This is a genomic window from Planotetraspora mira (assembly GCF_016863275.1).
In the GTDB taxonomy this organism is placed as follows: Bacteria; Actinomycetota; Actinomycetes; order Streptosporangiales; family Streptosporangiaceae; genus Planotetraspora; species Planotetraspora mira.
Window position 1 is genome coordinate 281,340 of sequence record NZ_BOOO01000004.1, and the last position, 22,254, is coordinate 303,593.

General features: G+C 69.6%; 24 protein-coding genes. 11 read left to right on the plus strand and 13 right to left on the minus strand.

Features of this window, described 5'->3' with window-relative positions:
• The first annotated feature begins 33 nt into the window (after window positions 1-33).
• The 4 genes from Pmi06nite_RS04795 (at window position 34) to Pmi06nite_RS04810 (ending at window position 2,306) form a co-directional block, all read left to right on the plus strand.
• On the plus strand, window positions 34-330 hold the full coding sequence (locus Pmi06nite_RS04795; protein WP_203951587.1) for a hypothetical protein: 297 nt from the start codon (window positions 34-36) through the stop codon (window positions 328-330).
• On the plus strand, window positions 273-875 hold the full coding sequence (locus tag Pmi06nite_RS04800; protein ID WP_239113651.1) for a nucleoside/nucleotide kinase family protein: 603 nt from the start codon (window positions 273-275) through the stop codon (window positions 873-875). The genes Pmi06nite_RS04795 and Pmi06nite_RS04800 overlap by 58 nt, the downstream gene beginning before the upstream one ends.
• A gap of 149 nt (window positions 876-1,024) precedes the next feature.
• The gene (locus Pmi06nite_RS04805; protein WP_203951588.1) at window positions 1,025-1,468 is read left to right on the plus strand and encodes a pyridoxamine 5'-phosphate oxidase family protein; all 444 of its coding nucleotides are present in this window, start codon (window positions 1,025-1,027) and stop codon (window positions 1,466-1,468) included.
• A gap of 166 nt (window positions 1,469-1,634) precedes the next feature.
• Window positions 1,635-2,306 (plus strand): CBS domain-containing protein, encoded by a 672-nt coding sequence (locus Pmi06nite_RS04810; RefSeq protein WP_239113653.1) that lies wholly within the window; start codon window positions 1,635-1,637, stop codon window positions 2,304-2,306.
• A gap of 10 nt (window positions 2,307-2,316) precedes the next feature.
• On the opposite strand, the gene Pmi06nite_RS04815 is transcribed toward Pmi06nite_RS04810, so the two are convergent.
• Complete coding sequence (locus tag Pmi06nite_RS04815) at window positions 2,317-3,162, minus strand: universal stress protein (RefSeq protein ID WP_203951590.1); 846 nt, start codon at window positions 3,160-3,162, stop codon at window positions 2,317-2,319.
• 122 nt (window positions 3,163-3,284) lie between these two features.
• On the opposite strand from Pmi06nite_RS04815, the gene Pmi06nite_RS04820 reads away from it, so the two are divergent.
• Window positions 3,285-3,554, plus strand: a complete 270-nt coding sequence (locus Pmi06nite_RS04820; protein WP_203951591.1) for a DUF1876 domain-containing protein — start codon at window positions 3,285-3,287, stop codon at window positions 3,552-3,554.
• Window positions 3,555-3,580: 26 nt separating this feature from the next.
• Here Pmi06nite_RS04820 and Pmi06nite_RS04825 read toward each other — a convergent pair whose 3' ends face one another.
• The 3 genes from Pmi06nite_RS04825 to Pmi06nite_RS04835 all read right to left on the minus strand — a co-directional run bounded on the left by Pmi06nite_RS04825 (window position 3,581) and on the right by Pmi06nite_RS04835 (window position 7,036).
• Entirely contained in the window at window positions 3,581-5,839 is a 2,259-nt protein-coding gene (locus Pmi06nite_RS04825) for a S8 family serine peptidase (protein ID WP_203951592.1), read from the minus strand.
• Window positions 5,840-5,903: 64 nt separating this feature from the next.
• Entirely contained in the window at window positions 5,904-6,110 is a 207-nt protein-coding gene (locus Pmi06nite_RS04830) for a hypothetical protein (RefSeq protein WP_203951593.1), read from the minus strand.
• A gap of 146 nt (window positions 6,111-6,256) precedes the next feature.
• On the minus strand, window positions 6,257-7,036 hold the full coding sequence (locus tag Pmi06nite_RS04835; protein WP_203951594.1) for a hypothetical protein: 780 nt from the start codon (window positions 7,034-7,036) through the stop codon (window positions 6,257-6,259).
• A gap of 197 nt (window positions 7,037-7,233) precedes the next feature.
• Here Pmi06nite_RS04835 and Pmi06nite_RS04840 point away from each other — a divergent pair, with 197 nt between their 5' ends.
• Entirely contained in the window at window positions 7,234-8,052 is an 819-nt protein-coding gene (locus Pmi06nite_RS04840; RefSeq protein WP_203951595.1) for an MBL fold metallo-hydrolase, read from the plus strand.
• An 8-nt stretch (window positions 8,053-8,060) separates the two neighbouring features.
• Here Pmi06nite_RS04840 and Pmi06nite_RS04845 read toward each other — a convergent pair whose 3' ends face one another.
• From Pmi06nite_RS04845 to Pmi06nite_RS04865, 5 genes are all read right to left on the minus strand, one after another.
• The gene (locus Pmi06nite_RS04845) at window positions 8,061-8,525 is read right to left on the minus strand and encodes a nuclear transport factor 2 family protein (protein WP_203951596.1); all 465 of its coding nucleotides are present in this window, start codon (window positions 8,523-8,525) and stop codon (window positions 8,061-8,063) included.
• A gap of 203 nt (window positions 8,526-8,728) precedes the next feature.
• Complete coding sequence (locus tag Pmi06nite_RS04850; RefSeq protein ID WP_203951597.1) at window positions 8,729-9,022, minus strand: hypothetical protein; 294 nt, start codon at window positions 9,020-9,022, stop codon at window positions 8,729-8,731.
• 141 nt (window positions 9,023-9,163) lie between these two features.
• Window positions 9,164-10,258, minus strand: coding sequence for a TolB family protein (locus Pmi06nite_RS04855; RefSeq protein ID WP_203951598.1), 1,095 nt, complete (start codon window positions 10,256-10,258; stop codon window positions 9,164-9,166).
• A complete protein-coding gene (locus tag Pmi06nite_RS04860) occupies window positions 10,255-11,541 on the minus strand; it encodes an MFS transporter (protein ID WP_203951599.1) in 1,287 nt (428 codons plus the stop codon). Before Pmi06nite_RS04860 ends, Pmi06nite_RS04855 begins: the two co-directional genes overlap by 4 nt.
• 85 nt (window positions 11,542-11,626) lie before the next feature.
• The gene (locus Pmi06nite_RS04865; RefSeq protein ID WP_203951600.1) at window positions 11,627-13,036 is read right to left on the minus strand and encodes a CBM96 family carbohydrate-binding protein; all 1,410 of its coding nucleotides are present in this window, start codon (window positions 13,034-13,036) and stop codon (window positions 11,627-11,629) included.
• 281 nt (window positions 13,037-13,317) lie between these two features.
• Between Pmi06nite_RS04865 and Pmi06nite_RS04870 the strand changes: the two genes are divergently transcribed.
• Complete coding sequence (locus Pmi06nite_RS04870) at window positions 13,318-13,983, plus strand: TMEM175 family protein (protein WP_203951601.1); 666 nt, start codon at window positions 13,318-13,320, stop codon at window positions 13,981-13,983.
• A gap of 6 nt (window positions 13,984-13,989) precedes the next feature.
• On the opposite strand, the gene Pmi06nite_RS04875 is transcribed toward Pmi06nite_RS04870, so the two are convergent.
• Entirely contained in the window at window positions 13,990-14,880 is an 891-nt protein-coding gene (locus tag Pmi06nite_RS04875; protein ID WP_203951602.1) for an LLM class flavin-dependent oxidoreductase, read from the minus strand.
• A 424-nt stretch (window positions 14,881-15,304) separates the two neighbouring features.
• On the opposite strand from Pmi06nite_RS04875, the gene Pmi06nite_RS04880 reads away from it, so the two are divergent.
• A complete protein-coding gene (locus Pmi06nite_RS04880) occupies window positions 15,305-16,180 on the plus strand; it encodes a hypothetical protein (protein WP_203951603.1) in 876 nt (291 codons plus the stop codon).
• Between the two features lie 159 nt (window positions 16,181-16,339).
• Here the strand turns inward: Pmi06nite_RS04880 and erm are convergent, their stop codons facing one another.
• The 3 genes from erm to Pmi06nite_RS04895 form a co-directional block, all read right to left on the minus strand.
• Window positions 16,340-17,122 carry a 23S ribosomal RNA methyltransferase Erm gene (gene erm / locus Pmi06nite_RS04885; protein ID WP_203951604.1) on the minus strand — a complete coding sequence of 261 codons (783 nt, stop codon included), beginning with the start codon at window positions 17,120-17,122 and terminating at the stop codon, window positions 16,340-16,342.
• 315 nt (window positions 17,123-17,437) lie between these two features.
• On the minus strand, window positions 17,438-18,058 hold the full coding sequence (locus Pmi06nite_RS04890) for a GNAT family N-acetyltransferase (protein ID WP_239113655.1): 621 nt from the start codon (window positions 18,056-18,058) through the stop codon (window positions 17,438-17,440).
• A gap of 89 nt (window positions 18,059-18,147) precedes the next feature.
• Window positions 18,148-18,747 carry a DinB family protein gene (locus tag Pmi06nite_RS04895; RefSeq protein ID WP_308442483.1) on the minus strand — a complete coding sequence of 200 codons (600 nt, stop codon included), beginning with the start codon at window positions 18,745-18,747 and terminating at the stop codon, window positions 18,148-18,150.
• 330 nt (window positions 18,748-19,077) lie between these two features.
• On the opposite strand from Pmi06nite_RS04895, the gene Pmi06nite_RS04900 reads away from it, so the two are divergent.
• From Pmi06nite_RS04900 to Pmi06nite_RS42530, 3 genes are all read left to right on the plus strand, one after another.
• The gene (locus tag Pmi06nite_RS04900) at window positions 19,078-19,704 is read left to right on the plus strand and encodes a hypothetical protein (protein ID WP_203951606.1); all 627 of its coding nucleotides are present in this window, start codon (window positions 19,078-19,080) and stop codon (window positions 19,702-19,704) included.
• A 290-nt stretch (window positions 19,705-19,994) separates the two neighbouring features.
• Complete coding sequence (locus tag Pmi06nite_RS04905; RefSeq protein WP_203951607.1) at window positions 19,995-20,864, plus strand: hypothetical protein; 870 nt, start codon at window positions 19,995-19,997, stop codon at window positions 20,862-20,864.
• A 411-nt stretch (window positions 20,865-21,275) separates the two neighbouring features.
• Window positions 21,276-22,250 (plus strand): collagen-like triple helix repeat-containing protein, encoded by a 975-nt coding sequence (locus Pmi06nite_RS42530; protein ID WP_203951608.1) that lies wholly within the window; start codon window positions 21,276-21,278, stop codon window positions 22,248-22,250.
• Window positions 22,251-22,254 lie beyond the last annotated feature (4 nt).

Here is a 22,254-nt window from a genome sequence, read left to right on the forward strand (position 1 = left end):
AGGTAGGTAGAAATCGCTACAAAGGGGGACAAAATGATCCGCCAGCTTCACCGAATGGGCGTCCGCTCCAGCATGATGTACACGGCCGGCATCGCGTCGATCGGCCTGACGGCCGCCTCCTGGTTCCTGTCGAAGAACTACGAGTCGGCGGGCATGGACCGTGCGGACCGCTGGGGCCTGTTCGTGGGCGAGTGGGCCCCGACGTTCTTCGCGATGGGCGTGGCCCTTCGCATGGAGGAGATGCACGCCGAGAAGGGGCGCGTGACGGAGGAATGGGAGGACCCCAACATGGAACGGGGAATCCGCATGCCCTCCCGCGCGGGCGTCTAGCCGACGGGCACGCGGCGGGCGAGGTCGCCGCCTGGCTGCGCGGCCGTCCCGCACGGGCGCGCACGACCCGTGTCCTCGCCGTCGAAGGGCGATCGGGAGCGGGCAAGTCCACCTTCGCCGCCGCCGTCGCCGCGGAACTCGGCGCTCCGGTGATCCGGATGGACGACCTCTACGACGGCTGGGACGGCCTGCTCGCCGGAGTGGACGCCCTGCTGGATTGGGTGCTCCGGCCCCTCGCCGCCGGCCGGCCCGCACGGTGGCGGCGATACGACTGGGAGCGGAGCGAGTATGCGGAATGGCATGAGGCCCCGCCCGCCGCCGCTCTCATCGTGGAAGGCGTCGGATCCGGCGCCCGCCAGGCCGCGCCCCACCTCAGCGGGCTCGTGTGGCTGGAGGCGGGCGCGGGCGTGCGCCGGGCCAGGGCGCTGGCACGCGACGGGGACGTCTACGCACCGCACTGGCTGCGCTGGGCACGCCAGGAAGACCGGTACTACGCCGCCCATGACGTGCGCGCCCGCGCCGACCTGACCGTCACCACCGGCTGACCCCCGGCCGCCGTCACCCCGGGCCTGCCCGCCGCCACAGGCCGGGCACCACAGGCTCGCCACCACAGGCCCGCCGCCACAAGCAGGGCGGCCCGGCGCGCGGGCCCGCGGAACCGCGGGAGACCGGACGGCGGAGTTAGGCTCCTCAGGTGACCGATCTCGCGGAATTCGCCGGCCTCGTCTCCGGTGACCACGGCCTCTGCGTGGTCTCGACCCTGCGTCCCGACGGAGGCATCCGCTCCTCCGTGGTCAATGCGGGGGTCCTCGACCATCCGGCCACCGGCCAGTCGGTGGTCGGGTTCGTCGCGCGGGGAACGGCCCGCAAACTGGCCGACATGCGCGCTAGGCCGCAGGCCACCATCGTGGTGCGCAGCGGCTGGCAGTGGACGGCCGCAGAGGGTGGGATCGACCTGGCCGGCCCCGACGACCCGCTCGAGGGGCTCGACGCGGAGGGCCTCCGGCTTCTGCTCAGGAACATCTTCAAAGCCGCGGGCGGCACCCACGACGACTGGGACGACTACGACCGGGTGATGGCCGCGGAGCGGCGCACCGCCGTCCTGCTCACCCCTCGGCGGGTGTACTCCAACCCCTGACCCGTAGGGGAACCCTCGATCGAAACAGATGCCCGCAGTGGCCGAACGGCCCTGGCACTCGGGGACCTCCGCCTCCTGTGCGGAGCGCCGCTCTCCGGTGGAATGGGAGGCGTGGCCGCGTCGCGGACGTGAGGGGCTGATCATGCACATGAAGGTGCGGGACGTCATGTCCAGGCAGATCGTGTCCGTCAACGGCTGCACGCCGTTCAGGGACGTCGCCGAGGTGCTGCACACCCACGGCGTGAGCGCCGTACCGGTGGTCGACGGCGAGGGCCACGTGCTCGGCGTCGTCTCGGAGGCCGATCTGCTCCGCAAGGAGGAGTTCAGGGAGCAGTTCTACGGCGAGGGCTACCGTCCTCCCCTGCGTGTGCGGCTCCGTGAGCGCATCGGCTCGCCCGGCAGGAGTCCCGCGGTGAAGGCCCGGGGCGAGACCGCCGCCCAGTTGATGACGGCGCCCGCCATCACGGCCAGGCCGTACACCAGCGCCGTGAGCGCGGCCCGGCTCATGAGCGAGCACGGCGTCAAGCGGCTGCCCGTGGTCGACGACGAGGGACGGCTCGAGGGCGTGGTCAGCCGTACCGACCTGCTCAAGACGATCGTCAGGAGCGACGAGGAGGTGGCCCGCGAGATCCGTGACGACATCGTCGAGGGCGCCCTGTGGGCGGACACCTCGCACGTCCGCGTGTCGGTGGCCGACGCCGTGGTCACGCTCAGCGGCACGATGCCCCTGCGGGGCGACGTCCTGACGCTCGTACGGATGACCGAACGCGTCAACGGCGTGGTCGACGTGGTCGACAGGATGGACTGGGAGCGTGACGACACGCCCGAGGACGGGTGACGACCGCCGCTCAGGGGCGGACCACGGCCACCGGGCACTGGGCGTGATGCAGGACCGCCCGGCTGACCGATCCCAGCATCACCGACCCGAGGGCGCCTCGGCCGTGTGAGCCCACCACGAGCAGGTCCGCGGCCTTGGACGCGTCGGTCAGCGCGTCGACGGGGTGTCCGCACACGACGTCCTCCAGCATCGTCACCTCGGACCGCCGCCGCCAGGGGGCGAGCTTCTCCGCCGCCACCCGGTGCTGGGCCTCGCGCACCCCGTCGATGTCGTATGTGATCTCGGGGGCGAGCGCGTGGACGGGAAGCTGCCACGCGTAGACCGCCCGGAGCACGCTGCCGCGGAAGCGGGCCTGCGCGACGGCGTACTCGATCGCGGCCTCGCATTCGGCCGAGTCGTCGATGCCGACGACCACTTCGCCGTGCGTGTCCCTCCATCCGGGGCGCACGACGACGACCGGGCCGTGCGTCTGGCCGGCCACATGGGTGCTGACCGAGCCGATCAGGATTCCGGCGAACCCGCCGAGGCCTCTCGTGCCGAGCACGATCTCGGCCGCTTCCTTGGCCTTGTCACGAAGGATCTTGGCGGGCAGCCCCTCGATGATCTCGATGCTGACCGTCACGTCGGGCTGGCGCTTGTTCGCCGCCGCCTCCGCCTCGGCCAGCGCCCGCTCGGCGTGCAGCGTCAAGGGGTCGCCCGCGGTGGTGGGGAACTTCACGATGCCGTACGCCCAGCGATCGACGACGTACACAAGGCGCAACGGGCGTCCCTGCCGGACGGCGTCGTCCGCCGCCCATTCCACGGCTGCCAGCGCGGCGGCCGAGCCGTCGGTGCCGACGATGATCGGATCGGGCATGGGCTTTCCTTCCTTCATCGGGCGTTGCCGCGCGGTTCCCGGCCGGCCGGCGTCGCAGGAGGCCGAAAGTCCCTTCCGGCCGCGATTCCCCTGGGGGGATGCTGGAGCGGGAGGTGTTCGTCATGGAAACCAAACGATGGACGGTGGAGGTCTTCCTGACCGAGGACGAGAGCGACAACGTCACCAGCGCGACCGCGGTGCTGTACACCGACGCGGGACGCAGGCACGAGAGCGTCGCCCACGCCCGCCGCAATCCCACGGACCGCCCGGTGCCGGAGATCGGCGACGAACTGGCCGTCGGCCGGGCGTTGTCGGATCTGGCGGCCAAGCTGATCGGCGACGGGGCCGAGGACGTCGCCCAGTTGGCCGGATCGGCGCGCGAGCGGCGCTGACGGCGTCCCGGTCACGGGCCACGCGCTCAATGGAGCGGGTCAGCGGCTCGCTGGCCGGCGATGAGCCCCGCTGCGCCCATCTCCCTGGTCAGCCACGCGAGCGCGGCCTCCCCGTCCTGCTGCCGGTTCCGTACGCCTCCCTCATGGGCCGCGCCTCCCTCATGGGCCGCGTGTCCCCCTGATGTCACACCCGCCGCCGGAACCCCGTCGGACGCGTGAGTCGCGTTCGCCGTCGGCACGCCATCCGCATCGGCGCCCTGTCCCGCCGCCTTCGCCGGGTCACCGTCACCGGCCGGTACGGCGCCCGCCATCGGATCCGAGCCGTTCGAGGCCGTGGGGGCGCTCCCGGCCGCCCCGCCGCCGGGTGTCTGCCCGGGGTGGTCGGCAGGCGTGAGCCCGTTGGCCGGCATGAGCCCGTCGAAGGGCACGGGACCGTTCATGACGGCCATGCCGTCCTGCGGCGCGAAGCCGTTGACCGCCGCGAGCGTGACCCCCGTCCCGGGGACGGTGCCCGCCGCCTGGACGTCCCCGGACATGGCCGCCCGGCCCGTGGCGAGGGGCAGCAGCCCGGCGAGGCCCATCTCGGCGGTGAGTTCGGCGGACAGCCTCCGCACCTCCTCAGGCTGCGGCCTCACCCGCATGAGCGCCGGGCCCAGGGCGCGCAGCACATTCGGCAGCCCCGCTCCCGTCCGGTACGGATCACCGAGATCGAGCGCCTGACAACTGGCCCTGATGACGTGGAAGAGTCGGTCGACCCTGCGGGCGTCGCGCCGGCCGTACGCGTAGTGGAAGTCATCGTGATGGGCGAGCACCAGAGCGGCCAGCCCGGTGACGTGCGGCGCGGCCATGGAGGTTCCGTCCCAGGCGGCGTACGTCTCCGGAGGGACGCACGACAGGACGGCGACTCCCGGAGCGCACACGTCCACCTCGGGCCCGCGGCACGTGAATCGGGGCGAGAAGTAGCCCTCGCCCGTCACCGGCCCCCGGATCTCGGCGGCGTGCCCGCTGCCGCCGGGGAACGTCCCCACCTTCCCGATCGCGGCCACCGTCAGCACGGTCGGAAGGTTGCCGGGGAAGCCGACGGAGCCGCCGTCGCTTCCGGCGGCGACCACGCACGCCACCCCCGCCCGGCGCGCCTCCTCGATCTTCGCGGCGACGAGCCGCGAGGAATGGCGGCTGCCGAGGCTGAGGTTCATCACGTCGATGCGCTGCTCGATGCAGTAGTCGAGCGCCTCGATGAGGTCGCTGAACCGGCCACCGGGGAATATCTTGCAGGCGTGGACCTCCGCCTCCGCGGCGAAGCCCACGATGCCCCGCCCGTCGTCCCCACCCGCGATGATCCCGGCGCAGTGAGAGCCGTGGTGGGCGGTGTCGTCCGTCCAGCCGTCCGGCTTTCCCCCCGCCAGATCGATGCCGCACGTCACCCGGCCGAGGAGATCGGAATGCTCGGCCGCCGCCCCCGAGTCGATGATCGCGATCTTGACTCCCGCGCCGCTCAGGGCCCGCGGGAGACGGTCGAGATCCATCGCCCTCTGTCCCCAGCCGAAGACCTGCCGCCCGGGGAATCCCTCGAGTCCGTCGGACAACCCCGCAGCCTCGATCAGGTTCTCCCGGCTCGACGACAGGGCCGGTCGCTCCACATACGAGCTCCAGTGGCCGGATCGCGGCCTGACCAGCAGGCTGACGATCGACTCCGCCGTCTCGCCCACCATCGTGACCGTGGCGCGGCCGTCCGGCCCGGTCACCGCCTGGGCGGGCCAGCCGGACCCGGTCAGCATGACGACGGCCCCCGGCACCGGCGTGCCGTCGGAGCCCTGGACCAGGAACGCGAAGGTGCTCTCCGTCCCCAGAGGCGGCGCGGCCGACGCCTGCCTCCTCTTCCGTGGCGGCGAAGGGACCTCGCTGTAGGTCAGCAGCCGGTCGCGTTCGATGTGCACCTGGGGCAGCCGCCGTCGCAGGGCGGCCGCGTGCTCGACGGTCATGTCCGCGACCACGACGGCCGGGAAGGCCCGGGCTCCCATGCCCGGCTCCGCGGCCGTCGTGGGAAGCCTGCGGCGTACGGCGACCTCGGGATCGCTCTCGAGCAGCCGGTGCAGCCCGTCGGCGTCGAGAGCCTGGCCGTCCGTCCCCGCCTGCGGATGAGCCTGGGGTGGCAGCGCGACCATGTAGCGCAGCGGACGCGGCAGCACCGGCTGCGGGCCCTGCCGCGACGTCTGCCGCGACCGGTTCGGGCCCGGCGGGCGCGACTGCCCGCTTCCGTTCTTGGGCTTGTCGTCACTGGTCACTGCGTCCCGACTTTCCCCAGCTCAGGCTGGTCTCACTGGCCGCACCCTCGCGGGCTCGACCGGATCAGGCGATCGGCCGGGTCACCGGGGCTGCGGACCAGTGACCCGTGGCGATGCTGTCGAGCACCGACTGGATCTGCGCCACGCACGCCTCGTGCTGCCCGGCCCGGTAGAGCTGCACCGCCCGCACCACCAGAGGAACGATCCCGGCGACCTGCGGCGCCTGTGGGATGGTCGCCTGCAGCCAGCCGTAGAGCTGCTGCAGGCTCATGGCGCAGTGCACCTGCAGGAGGCCGGATGGTCCGGGCCGCCCCGGGCCCGGCGACATCGCCGGGCCCGTGACCGCACCCATCCCACCCGAGCCGGCACCGGGACCCAGCGGTCCCCCACCGATCGAGTCCACCTCGCGTCCTCCGCTCAGAACCCGGAGCCGGCGGCCACCGGAGCCTGCTGGGGGGACACCTGCTGGCCGGCCTGGCCGAACGCCATGGGCATCTGCTGCTGCAGGTGATGTACGGCCTGGCCGTACACCATGGGCTGCTGCTGCAGCGCCTGGCCGAACGCCGCCGGCACCTGCTGCTGCAGGTGGTGCGGGGCGACCTGACCCTGCTGCTGCGGGAAGTGCTGGGCCTGGCCGAACGCCATGGCCGTCTGCTGCAGCGACTGCGGCAGCTGCTGAGCCATCTGGTTGGCCATCTGGTGCTGAGCCAACTGATGCTGGGCCAGCTGCTGGAGTGGCGACACCTGACCGAGCTGCTGGAAGGCGACCTGCTGAGAGGCCACCTGCTGGAGCTGGATGCCGTCGAGGATCTGCCTGACGACGGCGGCGCCATGCCGGGCACCGATGTGAGCGACCTTGTTCCAGAAGGTGACCGGGCTCAGCACGTGTTCCTGCGGCAGGATCTGCTCATCCTGCGGCACCACGGCCCCGAGCGGCGACATCTGCTGCAGCGCCTGCGCCTGCTGCAGTGCCTGGACCTGAGCCTGTGCCTGCTGCAAGGCCTGGAGCTGAGCCTGTGCCTGCTGCAGGACCTGAGCCTGCTGCAGCACCTGTAGCTGCTGAAGCGCCTGCATGTTCGGCGCGTGGATCGAGGATGCCGGGGACATCTGACCGAGGTGCTGAGGAGAGAGCTGCTGCTGAGAGCCGAATCCCAGCGGCATGGCCATGGACGTGGGGTTCATCGTCGTGAACGTCATAGTGTCTCCTTCGAGCCAGGTAGGTCTGGCTCATCGCCCATGCGATTACACCCCGTGACAATTCAGACACGCAACGCTATATGCGTAATGATATGACTAAGCCCGATTTGACCTGATTCATCGTGGCCCGGAAAGATCAGAACGAAGATCGCGGAGGACTCGGCGGTCACCCAACGTCACCACGAGGAGGGGCGCGGATGAACGACCTGCCCATCTGCCTGACCTGTGGCGTCCAGTACGCCGGCAGCCGCGAGGACTGCCCGATCTGCGAGGACGAGCGGCAGTACGTCGGCTGGGACGGCCAGCGGTGGACCTCGCTCGACGCGTTGCGCCGGGCGGGACATCGGGCCCGGATCGAGGAGGAGGGCCCGGGCGTCGTCGGCGTCGGTACGGTGCCGGCCACCGGGATCGGCCAGCGGGCGCTGCTCGTCCGGACGCCTGCGGGAAACGTGTTGTGGGACATGGTCACCTACCTCGACGACGACGTCATCAGGCAGGTGCGCGATCTCGGCGGGATCAGCGCGATCGCGATCAGCCACCCGCACTACTACGGCACCATGGTCGACTGGGCGCACGCGTTCGACGCACCCGTCTACATCCACGCGCTGGACCGCGAGTGGGTGGCGCGTCCCGACGACTCGGTCGTCTTCTGGGAGGGCGACACCCATGAGATCGGCGACGGTCTCACCCTGGTCAACGCCGGGGTCCACTTCGCGGGCGGCCAGGTGCTGCACTGGCGGGACGCCCCGGACAGCGCCGGCGCCCTGTTCTCCGGCGACATCCTGCAGGTCGTCAAGGACCGCCGCTGGGTCGGCTTCATGTACAGCTACCCGAACCTCATCCCGGAGCGGCCCCGCACCGTGCGCCGGGCCCTGTCACTGCTGGAGCGGTACCCGTTCGACCAGGTCTACGGAGCCTGGTGGAAGCACGTGGTGCGCACCGACGGGTCGGAGGCCGTCCGCCGCTCCGCGGAGCGCTACCTGGACTTCGCCCTGGACGACGCGCCGCCCGTGTGACCCGTGGTTCAAAAGCCCAGGTCGCCGAGCCCGGGGTGGTCGTCGGGCCGGCGGCCGAGGGGCCAGTGGTAGGCGCGCTCCGACTCCTTGATGGGCAGGTCGTTGATGCTGGCCAGCCGTACGCGCATGAGCCCCTGCTCGCCGAACTCCCAGTTCTCGTTGCCGTAGGAGCGGAACCAGTTGCCCGCCTCGTCGCGGCACTCGTAGGCGAACCGCACGGCGATGCGATTGCCGCCGAAGGCCCACAACTCCTTGATCAGCCGGTAGTCGAGTTCTCTCGCCCACTTGCGGCTCAGGAACGCGACGATCTCGTCCCTGCCGGTGAGGAACTCCGAACGGTTCCTCCAGCGACTGTCGGTCGTGTAGCCGAGCGACACCTTCTCCGGATCACGCGAGTTCCAGGCGTCCTCTGCCAGGCGGACCTTCTCGACGGCCGTCTGGTGAGTGAAGGGAGGGACCGGAGGGCGAGTCATGCGTGCTCCTTGGTTCGCTCGGAATGACCGCGCGCGTCGCACAAGGCCGCACCCGGGCCGACTAGCGGACAAAACGCCCGCTCACCGGCCAACGTATCCTCCGGCGGCCGCGGGACCCTGCCGTCGCTCATCAGGGGCCCGCAAGTATTCGCCCAAGGGATGGCTCACGCCCACTGCTCGCCCAGTGGTGGCTCAGGCTCGGTTCAGTAGCGGCCCAGCCGGGCGGAGGTCTCGGTGACCAGTTCGAGCAGGGCGGGCTGGACGTCCGGGCGGACCCGGAGCAGATCCTCCAGACGTACCCGCCACGCGCCGATCTCGGCGAGTGACGCCTCTTCCCGCTGCAGGCGCGTCCGCGTCGTGGCCAGGCACACCTGGTAGGTGCGGCCGAGGTTCCGCTCGAGCATCTCGCTGAGCCACCAATAGGTGTCGGCGCCGGACGCGGCGACGAAGGCGCGTGCGCCTTCCCACGCCACACGTTCCTGATGGATGACGTCCATGGCTGGAAGCTACGCCCGCCGATCACCCCGTGCAATGGCCCTCGACGCCCTCATTCACAAGCGTTCCCGAGCGGCCGGCGTTTCGCCGGGATCGCCGGGATCGGCAGGGTGATCACCCTGGTCACGGCATACCCGGGGTGATCAGAATCCGGGGTCCTCCACAGACGGGGAGTTGGCTCCCGGGACCAGCAGTCGCGGGCCGCCGCTCCCGTCGGCGGGGACGGCCCACACGTCGTTGACGCCGTCGCTGCGCTGCAGGCCGTAGGCGACCGTGCGATCGTCGAGCCAGATGGCCTGGTCGTCCACGCTGCGGCTCTCCGCCGTCGCGACGACCTTCTTGCCCGCCAGGTCGAGCACCGACAGCCGCCACCCTTGGGCGGGGTCGCCGTCGATCGCCGCCTTGAACGCGACGCGGGTGCCGTCCGGTGACAGGGAGGGGCACTCGACGCCGTCCGCCACGGTTTTGAGCGTCCTGGCCGCGAAGTCGCCCTCGACGAGGTAGCGGTGCCCGGCGGTCGCCATCGTGGCGTAGAACCGGTTGTCGTCGCGGGTGAAGGTGACGCCCCACACGTTGACGTCCGCCGCCCGGTACGGCCGGCCGTCGACGACGGCCGCGAACTCCTCCACGGAGGAGGCCATCCGGCCGGTGCGGGTGTCCAGGATGCCGGCCCGCGTGGAGAACTCTCCGCCCGCGTAGGAGTCACCGCTGACGAACAACGTCCAGGCGATCATCCGTCCGCTGTCGGACACACGCAGACGATTGGGGAAGCCGGTCAGCCGGATCGACCGTCTCTCCCGCATGTCGTCGTCGAGCACGGCGAGCCGGGTGGCCCCGAGGGCGCTCGCCGGACGGAGGCAGGCCACCGTGCCGGCGGCCGCGTAGGCGCGGTCGCAGCGCTGCGAGGTGACGATCCGGGGTCCGCGCGGATCGCCGAGTGAGACGGCGGCCACCATGCCGTTGTCGAGCATCCGGAGCCTGGGGCCGCCGGCACTGATCGTGCCCGCGTCCGCGGCATTCGGTTCCGCGATCGCCGGTGAGCCGGTCGGGGCCCGGAGGATGTACACGACCCCCACCACCGCCAGCAGGACGGCCGCGGCGAACGCGATGGACACCCTGGCCCGCAGGCTCAGCCCGCCGCCGGAGCCGGACACGCCGGAACCTCCGCCGGTGTCGCCCGGCACGCTGGACGGACCGGTTTCGCTGGACCCGCTCGGGTCGTTCATGACGTCGCTCATGCCGTCGCCTCCTCCGTTCCGCTCGTCCGCCGGTCCTGTCCGGACAGCAGCACCGCCGTCGCCGTGATCGCGACTCCCCCGGCCAGTACGGCGAGCAGGATCGCGGCACCGGTCCCCCACAACTGCCACGCGACGCCGAACAGGACGGACGACCCCAGATAAGCCATGGCCTGGCCGGTCTGCACGAGTGCGAGCCCTGTCGTGCGCAGCCGTTCCGGCAGGAGAGGCGCCGCCAGGGCCATCAGGATGCCGTCGGTCGCGGCGTAGAAGAGTCCGTAGAGCCCGAGCACGCCGATGACGAGCACGGGCCCGCCGACCGGCCCGAGCAGCGCCAGGTACACCAGGATCAGTGCGCCGTAGCCGCAGAGCGTCACAGGGAGCCGGCCCACGCGGTCGGCCAGGACGCCCAGCGGTGCGGCGAGCAGCAGGTACGCCAGGCTCGTCCCCACGGCGAGCAGCGGGAACCAGCCGAGCGACAGGTCTTCCCTGCGCTGGAGCAGGAGGTAGACGAAACCGTCGCCCACCGTGGCCAGGCCCAGCAGGCACGCCGCGGCGAGGAGTCTGCGCACGCCGGGGATGCGCAGCAGACCGGCGGCCTGACGCACCGAGACCGCCTTCCGGGACGGATCCGGCCCGGTGGCCGGCCCCGCGTGGTCCCGGACGAACAGCGCCAGGATCACCACGGCGAACGCGGCGACGCAGAAACTCGTGACGAACACGGCGTCGTACTGCTGCCCGGCCAGAGCGAGCACGGCCAGGGCGACCAGCGGGCCGAGGAAGGCGCCCACGCTGTCCATCGTCCGGTGCACCCCGAAGGCCCGGCCCAGCTGGTCCGGCGGGGCGGACAGGGTGATCAGCGCGTCACGCGGGGCGGTGCGCAGGCCCTTGCCCGCCCGGTCGGCGGCGATCACCAGGCCGATCGCGGTGACCGATCCGCCCGCCGCGAGCAGCCCGAGCTTCGCGACCGCGGAGATGCCGTAGCCGAGGCCGGCGACGGCCTTGCGCCTCCGCACCCGGTCGGCCAGGTATCCGCCGACGAGGCGCAACAACACCGTGGCCCCCGTGTAGGCGCCGTCGATGACGCCGTAGGCCGCGGGGCTGAACTGCAGGCCGACGACGAGGTAGACGGGCAGGATCGCGGTGACCATCTCCGATGAGATGTCGGTGACGAGGCTGACGGTGCCGAGAGCGAACACGTTGGCGCCGATCGCCGTCCAGCGGCGCCGACCGGCCTGGCCGTCGCCGGTGCGCGTCCTCTGCCGGCCGATCGTGGACAGGTACACGGGTGTGCACACCTTCCCGAGTGGGGGTGGGATGCCGCGCCCGGTGTGCGAGGGGCACGCCGGGCGCGGCGCCGTACGGCCGGGATCAGTGGCAGGAGTTGGTGCCGCCGTCGGTGAAGGTCTTGCCCGACTGAGGCACGAACTGCCAGGTGTAGCTGTTGGAGTGCAGGGTGAACTTCAGCACGCCGAAGGTGTTGTTGTTACGGACTTCGCTGTTGGGCTGGATCGTGCCGAAGTTGTACATTCCGGCGCCGCCCGTGCCCACGACGAAGTGCCTGATGCCGCGCGTGTTGTCGAGCTGGCCACTCGGGTTCATCGGGGCGAACCGCTCGTACTGGTGGTTGTGACCGGTGACGATCACCTCGGCGTTGTTGTCGTACAGCGCCTGCACCAGCGGGCCGACGGAGGTCGTCGGCGCGTGGTTGGAGCCCGAGGTGAAGCGCGGGTGGTGCCAGATCGCGAGGGTGCACGGCCGGGTGTTGGCCGCGAGGTCGGAGCGCAGCCACTGCTCCTGCGCCGAACCGGCGTTGCAGCCGCCGATCGAGGAGCAGTTGGAGTTCAGCGCCACGATGTGCCAGTTGCCGAGGTTGTAGGAGTAGTAGCCCTTGCCGGGCTCGCCCGCGGACGACCCGAAGTAGCCGAAGTAGCCCGAGGCGCCCGAGGTGTTGTACTCGTGGTTGCCTGCCACCGGGCGCGTGCGCGCCTTGTGCCGGCCCCAGGTGGGCGCGTAGTAGTTGTTGAAGTCCGCGGTGGACCCGTTGTCGTAGGCGTCGTCGCCCGCGGTGAACACGGTGCCGGGGATGCCGTCGAGCAGGGCGGCGGTCGCGGTGTCGCCGGATCCGGAGTTCGCGATGTCGCCCGCGCCGACCAGCACGGGGTCCCCGGAAGTCGGGGTCGGGGTGGGTGTGGGGGTCGACGTCGTGCCGGTCGTGATGACCAACTGCGGAGCGGTGGACCCCGACTCGCGTGAGTCGAAGTCGGCGCCGTCGCTGCTCGACGACGTGACGCCGATGCTGAATGTGCCGTTGCCCTTGACGTAGGAGGTCACGTCGACCTCGTACCAGGCGTTGCGCACGACCGAGCCGACCGAGCCGAGGGTCGCGCCGTCGATGGCGGGCTGGTCGGCCCAGGTCACCCCGGTCTCCGACCAGGTGGTGTTGCTCATCGCCTTGTAGGTGCCGCCGCTGGGGCTCTCCGCGCCCGAGACGTCGTCGGTGTGGACCCGCAGCTTGGCCCCGGTCACCGTTCCGGTCACGCCGGACACGGTGAACCTGAGGAACATCCGCTTGACGGGAGAGTTGTCCACGCCGAGTTGAGCCGATGTGCCGTAGTTGGTGGTGGTCACGGAGTTGTCGACATAGGTGTCGGCCACCGGGGTGAAGGTGGCGGTCGCCGCCGACGCGACTGTGGCGTCGCCCAGCACCGCGACCACGGTGCCGGCTGCCACGCTTGCGGCCGCAAGAAATGTCGCGATCGCGGCCTTGCGCCTCAACATCGTCCAGGCCCTCCCATTATTGACTTGTGGTTACTGGGGGCTTTTCGGACGGTAAAGAGGCGTCCCGACAGCGCGATGACGGCCGATGGATTAACCGGTGGCCGCCTGGTGAACGACTGAAGATCACCTGAACGTTCGCTGGGACCGAGCCGTCACTCCGCCGCGCGGCGTCACATCGTGCGCGGCCGCGTCCTTCCCGGGACTGCCGCGCCCACGTGTTCCGGCGTTTGGGACTATCCTCCCGTTCGCCGCGAAAGCCGTTCTCGTGCCCGAGGAGCCCGATGACCGACACCGAATCGTCTGACGTGACCACCGCCGCGCCGGGGCTGACCCATGAGCGGGTGGGCATGTTCACCGACGCGGTCTTCGCCATCGCCATGACCCTGCTCGTCATCGAGATCCCCCGCCCGGAGGGTCACTCCCGCGGGGACCGCGGCGACCGCATGGCGATGGCCCGCGAACTCTGGCACTTCCTCGGCGAGAACGCCGGCATCTTCCTGGCGTTCTTCATCGCGTTCATGGTGCTGTGGGCGACCTGGCGTCAGCATCATCGGCTGTTCGACCAGATCACCAAGGTGAGTCCGGGGATGCTGCGCATCCACATCCCGTTGCTGATCCTCGTCGTGCTGCTGCCGTACCCGACGGCCTTGATCGGCGAGTCCTCACTGAACCCGCTGTCGGTGACCCTGTTCGCCGGCGCGGAGGCGGGCCTGCTGTTCTGCCAGGCCGGCCTGAACCTCTCCGTCGTGCGCGGCGGAGTCGCCAGGCCGGGCACCGACACCCATCACCTGCGCGTCACAGCGGTCATGTTGTCCATGGTCGGCGTCTTCTGGCTGATCACGGCTGCTCTGAGCTGGCTGGCGGACGGCGTCCCGTACCTCTGGCTGCTGACGCCCCTCATCATCCTCGGCGGGAACCGGGCGGGACGCCGCTTCGTGACCGCCTGACGCCGGTCAGCCCGCGCGTTCCTGGGCGACCCGTTCCCGTACGGCCGGCACGACCTCCTCGGCGAACCGGCGGAGTTGGGTCTCCTGGTCTCCTTCGCCCCAGAAGACGAACGTGTCCATCCCGTAGCCGACCGCGACATCGGTCAGTTCGTCGGCCCACTGGTCCGCGGGGCCGTTGAGGAACCCCGACGACGAGCCGTCGGTGATCGTGCCGTTGACGTTGTACAGCCTCCGGATGTCCCGCGGCTCACGCCCGGCCGCGGCCGCGGCGTCGTCGATGCGGGCGTTGAGTCCGGGCAGCGACTCCGGCGGAGCCCACCCGCTCGAGGGAAGCCAGCCGTCCGCCAGCCTGCCGGTGAGCGCGAGCGCCCTCGGCCCGCGTACGCCGAGCCAGATCTCGATCGGATGCGCGGGCGCCGGGCCCGGCTTCGCGCCCTTCAACCGGTAATGCGCGCCCTCGAAGCGCAGGGCGGGCTCGCCGCTCCACACTCCGCGGATGACCTCGACGGCCTCCTCCAGCGCGTCGATGGCCTCCTTGGGCGTACGGCGCGGCCCGCCGTACGCCTCGATGGCGTCCCAGAAGCCGCCCGCGCCGAGTCCCAGTTCGACCCGCCCGCCGCTGAGCAGGTCCAGACTCGCGGCGGACTTGGCCAGGACCGCCGGCGGTCGCAGGGGCAGGTTCGCGACATCGGGAAAGACCCTGATGCGCTCGGTGCCGGCCGCGATGACGCTCAGGAGCGTCCACGTGTCGACGTAGCGCCGTTGATAGGGATGGTCCTGGACGCCGATCAGGTCGAGCCCGAGCCGGTCGGCCGCCTGCGCGGTCCGCAGCAGGGGATCCCCCGCGTTCGGCACGAGGAAGTATCCGAATTCGACATCACGCCCATAGTCACCCATGCCCGCGAGAACCTCCCGGGACGTGCGGTTGTTCCCCGAGCCCGTGGCGCGCTCCGGAGACACCTTTTCAGTTCATCAGCCGAAACCAGCGGCACAACCCCTTTGTCTTTCTTAACGCATTTATGCAGGCAATTCCACTTGTCGGGATGCAAGGATATTTGGATGACACATCGGACATGTCCGAGCGCGCACACAAAATACGACAGGAGGGATATTCGGCCTGGCTCGACACGGGATTCGCGTGGCTTCATCAATAAAGTGGCAGCCGAACGGCAAAAGCCGCTGATGATCGTTTGCGGGAGGGATCGCCGGGAAACAAGACAACGCAGTGTTGATCTGCAGGGTTTTTCAGAAAATGCAATTCTTGCCAATTCTGAAAAATATCAGAATGCAGGGCAGTAATCCTTTCTAGGAGAGAAACCAAATGCCCAAGGCTCATGGCCTCATCGCGGTGCTCGCCACCACCGCCACCCTGACGGGTGGCGCCCTCGTGTTCGGCGCTGCCGTCACCGCCTCTTCCGCCGGCGCCTCCGCCGGAGCCATCAGCGGCGTCTCGAGCCAGGTTCGCCACGTCGCCGATGACGACGATGACGACGACGACGCGAGCTGGGACTCCGAGCACCGCAACCGTAACCGCAACTTCAACCGCAACCGCGACAGGCAGCGGCAGCACGGCCGCCTGAACATGCGCGAGCGGCAGCACATGCTGCACGACATCAACGTCAACCTGACGCCGTCCCAGACGTCGGACACGACCGCGACCACGGACCAGACCTCGGACCAGACCTCGGACGCTTCCCTTACGGGGCCGACCGACCCGCCGGTCACGAACGTCAACAACTCGAACAACGCCAGCAATGAGGGCACGATCGACCAAACGGCCAGCGCCGCGGCCAGCAGCTCGTCCAGCAGTTCGGCCTCCACCCAGCAGCAACAGCAACAGCAGCAGCAGCAGAACGACGACCCTGTGAACGGCGGCGGCACCGTCACGCAGAGCCTGCCGACCACGACCACCAGCACGGTCACGACGCTGCCAGCCACGACGAACAACAGCACCAACACCACGGTGACGACGCTGCCGGCCACGACGAACAACACCACCACCACGGTGACGACCGTGCCGACCACGACGAACACCACCACGTCGGTGCTGTACACGCCGCGGCCGGTCACGACCACCACGCTGTATGCGCCGACCTACACCCCGCTGGCGACGGCCGACGTCGCCGCGAACGTCCGGCTGGCCCTCGCGCTGCGGCTCCGCCTGGCCCTCGGCCTCGGCCTCGGGCTCGGCCTCTAGGCACGAGGACCGGCGGGCCGGCGCCTTCGGGCCCGGCGCATCGCAGGTCAAAGAGGGGTCGTCCGCTGGACGAGGTGGCAACATGGGCACCTCGTCCGGCGGGCGCCCCCTCCCCGTTTTTCCGGCTCCCGGACCGGCGCCGGTGAACACGAGCCTCGATCAGCGGTTGCGCGGGTCGCCTCCGCCGGCCGTGTTCCACAGCGTGGCCCACTGCTCGGCGGTCAGGTCCTTCGGCAGCAGGTGCGGCGACACGCGTTCCCTCCTCAGCCAGTCGCGTACGGCCGCGCGGTCGTCGCGTGCGACCCTGCCGAGGATCTCGCCGAGCCCGCGTCCACGGCCGGTGAAGACCTGGCGCACGAAATCCTGATACCGCCCGCGCTCCTCGATGAGAGGGACGGCTCGGCGCGTCATCGTCAGCAGGCCGCCGTCGACCGACGGCATCGGGCGGAAGGACCGGGCGGGCACCCGGCGGCGCAGTCCGAACTCGTACCAGGGCCACCAGGCCGCCGTCAGCATGCTGGCGCCGCCGACTCCCGCTCGCCTGCGGGCGACCTCCCACTGCACCAGCAGCACCGCCGTCCGCCAGTGGCCCGCGGGCAGGATCCTCCGCAGAATCGCGGTCGTCAGATGGAACGGAATGTTTCCGACGATCACGTGCGGATGCCGGGGGAACCGGTATCTCAAGATGTCCGCATTGACGACGGTGACGTTCTGAGGCGTCCGGCGGACGAGCCGTGACGCACGCAGGGGGTCGACTTCGACGGCGGTCATCGGCCTGCCGGAGCGGCTCAGCGGCAGCGTCAGCGCGCCGTCGCCGGGGCCGATCTCGATGATCGGGCCGGTCGTCAGGGCGACCAGTTCTTCGATGGTGGCGATGACCGAGCGATCGACCAGGAAATTCTGGCCGAGTTCGTGCCGCCCGCCCTGGTAGGGGTGATGCATGGATGCTCTCCGCGTGGACCCGGAATAGCGCCGGGCAGCACGAAGAGCCGCACCGGCGAGGACACCGAAGGCGGCAGAGCTGTGGTGATGAACGCGAATCAGCCCGCCGCTAGAAGCGGCGGATCCTGATGAAGAACGAGCAGTTCATGTACGGCACGCTAGCAAGACCCTCCCGGCATGGCGCAATTCAATTGATGTCGCGGCGCGGCACCGCTAAAAAAAGCGGGCGAACGCAAGCTTCCTCACTCCATGCGAGCCTTTTCGGCTCACGTCCGTTCCATCCGCTTAAGGACGTAGAGCCCCCTGTAGCCGTGTTCAGCCTTCGGGCAGATCCGGCGGCACGACTCCGCTGACACCCACCGTGGGCCGGCGCGGCACGTCACCTGGGCCCCGGTCGTTGAGAATGCGCTGGAACAGACGATTCTCGCGCCACGCCCCGTTGATGTGAAGGTAGTCGGGCGCGGTGCCGATCAGCCGGAACCCACACGTGGTCAGGACCCGTTGCGATCGGACGTTGTCGATCAGAGTGCTGGCTTCGATCCGGTGAAGGCCGAGGTGCTCGTCGGCCGTGCGGCACACGAACTCGACGCCTCTGGTGGCGAGACCGCGGCCGTTGTAGTCGGCGTCGATCCAGTAGCCGAGGCTCGCGCTGCGGAACGGCCCCAGCACGATGTTCGAGAGGGTCATGGTGCCGACGACCCGATCGCCATCGGCGAAGACCCACGGCAGCGCCCGGCCGGAGTCCTGCTGCGCCAGCAGGGCGCGCACGCGGTCGGCCTGGCCGTCGAGGGTGTAGAAGTGCTCATCCCGGTCCGGGTCCCAGGGCAGCAGGTGCTCGCGATTGCGCAGGTACGCCTGCCGCAGGGCTTCCGCGTCGGCCGGCGTCACCAGTCGCATCCGGATCTCGTCGATCACGGTCTCAGGGGGAGAGATCACGCCGGCCATCCTAGGCAGCGAGCCGGTGTTCGGGGTTCAAGGCGGTGTTCCTCGTACCGGTCCTCGTCCTGGTCCTCGTGCGGGACGGGCTACTGGCCCACTCGCCCGTCGATCCGCTCGCGCAGAAAGTCGGCATGACCGTTGTGCCGCGCGTACTCCTCGATCATGTGCACCAGGACTTCGCGCAGGCAGTCCCCCTGCTTCCCGACAAGGTCGAGATCGGGCGCCTCGGCCACGAACCGCTCCGCGAACGCGACCTCGGCCCGCCACGTCTCCCACGCGTGGGCGACGACGGCGGGGTCGGGAACCGCACCGTTGAAGTCTCCGTCGCGGTCGTCTTCGGTGCGATAGTGCCGGGGTCCGTCCTGACCTGCCAGCCTGATCCGGAACCAGCTCTGCTCAACCCCGGCCATGTGGCGCACCAGCCCCAGCAATGACATGTTGGACGGCTCGACCGAGCCGCGAGCCAGGTCGGCGGCGTCGAGGCCGGAGCACTTCATCTCCAGCGTCAGGCGCTGATCGCGCAGGTATCCGACGAGCGTGGCGCGCTCGCCCTGGAACCCACCCTCGCTCCGCTGATCCTCATCGGGGTGCACGAACATGTCCCACCATCCGAATCGCCGGGCGGGCTCTCCCTCTGCCGAGGTCTCCGCGCGGGGGTCGTTCTCCGGCTCGGGCGTATGCGACATGCCCCCCAAACTACCGACGAGCCGCCGGGCCTCCGCAACAGGTTTTCCCTGCACGCCCCTACCTGCTCCGGGCGGCCGCAGACACGGGCGACATCGAGTCGCCCGTCGAGGTTCATCGAGGCGACCGCCGGCACCCGGAGACGCGGACAGTCGCCATCCTGGTGAAATGCCTGACCGGTCGACGCGAAAACTCGCGTTCGCCGCCTATGCCTTAGCTCGCGCCGATATCCACTTATGCACCGAATGTCACATCGACTGTCAACTTTGCGCTGATATCGTTCACTCAAGTGTTCCTGTCACGCGAATAAATGAGCGAAGCCGGGAGTCTACGTGGGGTTGTTCAGCTCTGGGTGGCGACGCGAGCGGCGGTTGCAGGCTTTACAGGACGCCTCCAACAAGCACGCGGAGACAGCGCTGCTCCTCTGGCGGGCGGGACACGCGGATGAGGCACTGGTCCACAACCGGCAGGCGCTCACCGTCATCCGCCGGCTTCGAGCCGAGGAACCGAACAACGAGCAGCACCTCGCTCAACTCGCGGGCAAGCTCTACAACCACGCGGGAATGCTGACGCAGAGCGGGCAGTTCGCCGAGGCCGCCGACACCGCCCGCGCCTGCCTGGACAGCTATCTGGAACTCACCGGCGGCGAGGTCAGTCAGGCGGCGATCCTGGAGGATCGGCTGATGAGGCTGTCCCATTCGCCCCGCCCGACGCTGACGCCCCGAGGCGACCTCATCCGGCTTGCCGCCATGACCGCCGACGCCAAGGGCAGGCTTGCGTCGATTCTGGCGGTCCTGCGATCACCCGGCGCGGCCGAGGAGGCTCTGCGGCTCGGCTCTGAGGCCGTCTCGACGTACCAGATCCTGGCCAGGGCCGACAACGATTACGGCGCCGATCTGGCCAGGGTGCAGGAGCAGTACGCCGTCACAGTCCGCCGACTCCTCGGCGAGAAGGCCTAGCACCGATCACACCCGGGCCTCACCGGCTCCCCTCCCCCGGAGTCGTCGCCGTCCCGTCTGGAACCGGACGCTCGACGTGGGGGACACAGCAGGCGGCGGACGCCATGAAAGGCGCCTGCAAATCTTGGTCAACTGTTTCGAGCAGAGACGCGCCCTGAACATTCATTCAGCTCGGGCGTGTTTCCCTAATTGTCGGCGATGTCGACAGGGCATTCGTTTAGCGGCAGGACAAATGTCCATTTCTATATAGAGGCGGCCCGATGGGCTATTTTTCTAGAATTATCGGCGGCATGGGCGCCCTTGCGCTGGCGGGGATGACACTGGGTGCGGCGGCGCCGTCGGCGCAGGCGATGCCCCGTCTGGCGCAGGCCGTGAACGTCCCGTGCGACGCGGCCACGCTCGCCACGGCGATCCAGACAGCCAACGGGGCCGGGGTCGCCACGCTTTTTCTCGCGCCGAACTGCATCTACAACTACTCCACCGCGACCGTCCCCGACGACGCCCTCCCGATCATCACGGGCGATATCGCTCTGGTTGGCGGGCTGAACACGACGATCAGGCGCGATCCGGCCGCACCCGGCTTCCGCATCCTGGAAGTGGCATCCGGGGCGACGCTCCGTGTCCAACGCGTCTCCATCGTGGGCGGAAGCACGACGGGCTTTGGCGGCGGGATCTCCAACGCCGGCACCGTGGTCCTGGACCACACCATCCTGTCCGGCAACCAGGCGGCGAACGGTGGTGCGTTCGCCAATCTCGCGGGATCCAACGCGATGATCTCCCACAGCGTGCTCAAGGAGAACGCGGCCGGGAGCATCGGAGGCGGCGCCGTCATCAACTTCGGGACGCTGACGCTGTCCGGCGTCATCCTGACCAAGAACACCGCGCCGATCAACGGCGGCGCTCTGAACACCCAGCCGGGCGGCGTGTCGAACCTCATCAAGGGCGCCGTGCAGAACAACACGGCCGGCGGCCTGGGAGGAGGCATCTCCAACCTGGGAACCGTCAGCCTCGACGGCACCGTGGTCGGGCAGAACAGGGGATCCGGTGGCGGCGGGATCGCCACCGGCAACGCGGATGTCACCCTCCGGAAATCGATCGTCAATGACAACTTCCCCGACAACTGCAGTCCGCTGAACACCATCCCGGGCTGCGTCAACTAGCCGTCCGGTGGACCCTTGTCCGGGTGCACCACGAACAAGGATCCACCGGACACACCCCAGAGCTGAATGATGTCCTGACCCGTTTCGAGCACAACTGGGTCCCCAGAGATCGCTGAGATCATCTCACCGACCGGCACAGGACCTGCCGCCCAGCACATATCTTCACTCCTCGATCTTGAATTGCATTCATTCGCAACAGGAATGCCCCGCCTCACATGGCGCGGTAAACCATGGTGCGATGGCGGGAGTCGTATATAGGCGCGCCCATTGTGGCTGCCGCCGTAAACGCGACTTGTGATTCCAACTGAATCGCCGAAAGCTGATCAGCAGGAAGGCTCTGGACCGCGCCCGGGGACGTTCTGCCGCTTTTGTCGGAAACCGCCGACAATTCACCCCCCGGAAAGAGGATCCATGCGCAAGCGCACCCGAATTGTCGCCATCACCGCCGGCGTCGCAGTCGTGGCGGTCGGTGGCTACGCCGCGTCGACGGCGATCGCCGCGACGAAGACGCGGCCGAACACCTCCGCCGCGACCATGGACTCCAAACACCAGCCCGATGCCGTGGGTCTCTGCTTCAACATCAAAAGCCGGGCCATCAGGTCGGCGTCGGTGGATCCCGGCTACTCGTCGAAGGCGACCTGCGCACAGGACGGCTCCGAGCAATTCGTGCTCCTCCCCACTCAGTGGGCGATCGACAAGCTCAAGCTGAAGGCCGGTCCCGCGGGTCCTGCCGGCCCGAAGGGCGCGATTGGACACACCGGTCCTCAGGGGCCCGCGGGGCCGATCGGACCTCAGGGGCCCAAGGGCGACAAGGGCGACAACGGCGCACCCGCCCCGGTCGCGAAGAAGACCTTCAAGGCGACCACGCACCTGACGAACCGGTCCGACTCCGGGACCAGCGGGGAGACGTGGGCGAAGGACACGATGGACCGTACGGTCACCATCACCCGCGAGTACGGCGTCCCCAAGGAGACCTGCGGTGCGGGCGCGACGGTCTGCTACTACTACACCGGCACGCTGGTGGACGACGGCACGTTCACGACGATCGCAGGAGCCAAGACGCCCGCCGACCCGTCCAAGACGATCGGCGCGGCCATCACGGGCGGCATCGAGGGCGGAACAGAAGGCATCTCCTTCTACGCGGACTCCAAGACCCCGGACGAGCTGGCCGTGCCGGCGACCGGTGCGGGTGACCCGCCGCTGACCTCGTCGACCGGCGAGTGGGTGAAGCAGTTCTTCCCGGCCGGCACCAAGTTCGCGCAGCTGGACCTGGGCGGCTGGTCGTGGACGTACAAGACGTCGCCGAGCTGCGACCTCGTCGAAACGCACACGCAGACAACGGCGGGTGTGTCCGGCAACATCACCGCCCCGGTGGCTTGCTCGTAGGCGC